Here is a 4,418-nt window from a genome sequence, read left to right as displayed (position 1 = left end):
GAGCCCATCCTGAATTCTGTGTAACTGCAATTTAGATTAAATGCTTACTAACACGCTCATCGAACATAATCATAAATCGATTAAGAGCAGACGTCCAGTTACGGATGGGCATCGACCACTTTTTAGACGCCTGCTGAGTCGCTAGATAAACAACCTTTAACGCCGCTTGATCAGATGGGAATATCTTACGCTTATTCACAGCGGTACGAATCACGCTATTTAATGACTCGATAGCATTGGTCGTATAAATGGCTTTTCTAATGTCTTTCGGGTAATCAAAGAACACGGTTAAGCCCTCCCAATTATTGCGCCAAGAGGTAACCACATGCGGGTATTTATCGCCCCAGATCTCATTAAACTGCTCAAGGCTAGCCTCTGCCAGCTCAAGCGTATCAGCACCATAAACCGCCTTTAAACCAGCCGCTACTTTTTTTCTATCTTTCCATGGTACAAACTTCATAGAGTAACGTACCATATGCACAATACATAGCTGAACCTGTGTGTTTGGATATACCGTATTAATTGCCTCGCTAAAGCCTTTTAAACCATCCACACAGGCAATAAGAATATCTTGAACCCCACGGTTTTGTAGTTCAGTGAGAATACCTAGCCAGAACTTAGCGCCTTCATTCTCCGATAGCCACATACCCAGTAGCTCCTTTTTGCCCTCAAGATTGACGCCTAAGGCCAGATAGATGGCTTTATTAATGATTTGCTTGTCTTGACGTACTTTAACGACAATGCAGTCTAAATATACGATAGGATATAAGCTACTTAGTGGACGATTCTGCCATGCTGTGATGTCATCTATGATGTTGTCAGTAACCCTTGATACGAGACTGGTTGAGATATCAACGTCATAGATATCTTTGATACTCTCAACAATCTCAGTGGTTGTCTGGCCTTTGGCGTAAAACATGATGATTTTATCATCGAGCCCAGTGATACGAGTTTGATGCTTTGCAACCAATACAGGATCAAAGCTTCCTTCACGGTCTCTGGGTGTAGATACTTCAATCTCACCTGTGTCACTGCGCACTGTCTTTTTGGTGTGACCGTTGCGCTTGTTTGGGGTATCCGCCTTTTCATGCTTAGGATAGCCTAGATGCTCTTCCATCTCGGCTTCTAATGCAGTGTCAATAAATGACTGCATGAGCTCTTTTTGAAATGCTTTGATGTCTTCAAAGCTGCCAACGTGTTTGGCCATTTGTTCGGCTAGTTTTTTTAGTTCTGTTTGTTTTGTCATTGCTTATTCTCCTTTACTATGGATTATAAGCAGTTACACAAAGTTTGGGAAAGTCTCGATTTTACACCTCGACTTATGTAATTTCATTAAATGCTCTTGCATTTTTAAAGTAGTCTTCAATACTCCGAATATATCTTTCAATCGTCCTTAATAAATTCATTAAATGCTTAACCTCCTGATCTATTCTATTTTTTTTACTTGATACACTAGCGTGCTGCTCTTCTAACTTTTCAAGCTCATTAATTTCTAATGCTTCCAGCTTATTAAACTTAGACTTTTGCTTAAGTTCTTTTAACCCTTGGTTATTCCAAATGTCAATCAGTTCCTCTTTAAGACTATTAGACTTACTCTCTAGCTCAGATATATGTTCCTGGAAACTCGGAATAGAACCTTCTAACAATGGGAGTAGTCTTAAATTTAATCCTTCGATTTGCTTTACATAGTGTTCTGTAGCTATAAACTCCCTTAGCTTAATAATTTGGTGAACAAAATTGAGAGTCCCACTAATTAAAGCACCTTTAACGCTAATAAGTGCAATTCCTTTAACATACTCTTCGGGTATGTGCCTGATACTAAACCCACTATCAAAATCTCGGTGCTTTTGATTCAACTTTTCGTCACTACTATCTACAACATCTTCTAGCTCTGAAACCAAGGAATCTAAAGCACTTAATACATAAGTATCAATAAATTTTTTTGGATCTTTTTCACAGATATTACAAGCTCTCTCTAAATCTCTAAATGCGTCTTCCCAAAACTCTTGCTCGATAACCATTTTACGTTTGGTATAAGTACCATTCTTACCTATAGCTTTTAGTTCAAGTATTTGATGATATCTTTTAGAATAATTTTCCATTTCTGAAACTTGAGCAAACTGATAGTTAATCCAGTCCATGAAAGGGAAAATTTGAACCCCTTTAAATATTAGTAAAAGATAAAAGTAGCTTGATAAGCCATAACCAAAATTAGTTTTGAACTCAACAGAAAGGTTGCTATTAACTTTAAATCTAGGTTTAGACCAGCCTTTATAGCGATGTGAAAATGCAATTACATTTCTACTATTCAAAAGCTGCTTTCTTGCCTCTAGAAAACGGTAACAGTGAATCCACAATACAATATACTTACACAGCTCACTTTTTATTTCTTTTAAGCTATTTGTTAATTTTACTTCTATTTCTTTAAGATTTTTAGTCTTGCTTATATCGCTCTCACGCTCCGAGTTTAAAATTGTAGTACGTTTATCATGGTACACTTTCTCAAGATAAATCTTTTTTTCTAAAAGATCATTTAAGCGCTGTTCTAAATTAATATATATGATGGGTATATATTTATCAGACAGAGCAATACAATAATTAAAGGAATCACTCCTAGATTGAGCAACTAGCGAACGCGAGGCAGTAATTAATTCTGAGGATATTATAAATCCAATAATTTCCTCAAAATCCTGTGTAGATCCATTAGACGCATACTTAGACACAGTTAAAAATATTTCATCAAAAAATTTAAATATAGGGAACTTTTGGACCTTATATGACTTATTTTCTACTTGCTCTAAATAGAGGATATAATCAATATTAATCCCTTTAGCATTAAAGGTATGTTGATCACTAATTTTGGCTATGGTTTGGATTCGAGAATCATCTTCATTATTAATTAGGTTATCAATTAACAATCTTTCATCTTCTATATTGAACATGCAGCTATACTCGTTAGGTAATCTTATAGTTTAAACTCTGAGTGCCTAGCAATAGGACTCTTATTCCTCTATCACTTTTTCGACTGTCTTCAGCTTTATGAATAGTGAATTGCAATCATACAACTGGTTTTCAGTTGAGCGTATTTGATAATTTTTGAATAGAATATCCTTTATCATTTTCTCAGTTACTACTTTCTTTACTAGCTCACTATCCTCTTTAAGCAGAAGTTCAATTTCTTTCTCAAAGATATATTCACGCGATACATATTCGTATAATTGAAGTACGATTGTAACTATCCCCTAAAATAACACAGCTCAAACGTAGAATTTCTTATAAAATACCCATAAGGAGTTTTAACATGAGCAAACGAATGACTGAAACCCAAATAGTATCAATCTTAAAAGAAGCAGAAGCTGGAATACCTGCCAAAGAGCTGTGCCGTAAATACGGTATTGCTAGTTCAACCTACTACAAGTGGAAGTCTAAATACGGAGGTATGGAAGCCTCTGACGTCAAGCGACTAAAAGAACTAGAAGAAGAAAACCGTAGGCTTAAACAGATGTATGCTGATTTAAGCCTCAAATCACAAATGCAGGAAGAAATCATAAAAAAGCTATAGCGCCTGTCCATGAACGTAAAGTCTGGGCACAAGAACTGCAGGCGCAGTATGGTGTTAGTATTGTGGTTAGCTGTCAGGTGGTCTGCATGAGTCGAACTGCTTATTACTACAAGCCTAAACTATCTGATGACAGTGAGATTATTGATGTCTTAAATGAGCTTACTGACAAGCATAATCGCTGGGGTTTTCCAAAGTGCTTTAAGCGTATGCGAGCACTTGGCTATTCATGGAATCACAAGCGCGTACATCGTGTTTACAAAGCGTTAAACTTAAACCTACGCCGTAAGACTAAAAGGCGACTGCCAGCACGCAATCCTCAGCCGCTAAGTGTGCCAAGTGCATTAGGGCATACTTGGTCTATGGACTTTATGAGCAATAAGCTACATAACAATATTCGCTTTCGAACCTTTAATGTGATTGATGATTATAACCGTGAAGTATTAGGCATTGATATTGGTACCAGCATCCCCTCACTTCGAGTGATTCGCTACCTTGATCAGCTAGCCGAGTGGCATGGTTACCCTAAGCAAATTCGTGTGGATAATGGTAGTGAGTTTACCTCACACGTATTCACTGATTGGGCATCGGCTCACGGTATTTACATTGACTATATCGAACCTGGTTGTCCTTATCAGAATGCTTATATTGAACGGTTTAATCGCAGTTATCGCAATGAGGTTTTAGATTGTTACCTTTTCAACAATTTAAACGAGGTCAATCAACTGACTGAAGATTGGATTGAGGTTTATAACACCCAAAGACCCCATGATTCACTTGATGATATGACACCTGCCCAGTACAGACAGGTGGCTTAACGATTCTACGATGATGTTGTGTTAAAGATGGGGTATTTACA

The 4,418-nt window shown here is 37.2% G+C and carries 3 protein-coding genes; 1 reads left to right on the top strand and 2 read right to left on the bottom strand.

Going from position 1 to position 4,418, the window contains the following annotated elements:
- Window positions 1-31: 31 nt before the first annotated feature.
- Window positions 32-1,246, bottom strand: coding sequence for an IS256 family transposase (locus AC2SLP_RS11935; RefSeq protein WP_486535535.1), 1,215 nt, complete (start codon window positions 1,244-1,246; stop codon window positions 32-34).
- Between the two features lie 73 nt (window positions 1,247-1,319).
- The gene (locus AC2SLP_RS11930) at window positions 1,320-2,942 is read right to left on the bottom strand and encodes a hypothetical protein (protein ID WP_486536846.1); all 1,623 of its coding nucleotides are present in this window, start codon (window positions 2,940-2,942) and stop codon (window positions 1,320-1,322) included.
- A gap of 359 nt (window positions 2,943-3,301) precedes the next feature.
- Between AC2SLP_RS11930 and AC2SLP_RS11925 the strand changes: the two genes are divergently transcribed.
- A protein-coding gene (locus tag AC2SLP_RS11925; RefSeq protein ID WP_486535053.1) for an IS3 family transposase occupies window positions 3,302-4,377 on the top strand; the annotation gives its coding sequence in 2 pieces (ribosomal slippage) (window positions 3,302-3,548 and window positions 3,548-4,377; 1,077 coding nt in all).
- Window positions 4,378-4,418: the final 41 nt, after the last annotated feature.

The sequence above is a fragment of the Psychrobacter sp. CX21 genome (assembly GCF_057396255.1).
This window is presented reverse-complemented; position numbering and strand designations above follow the sequence as displayed.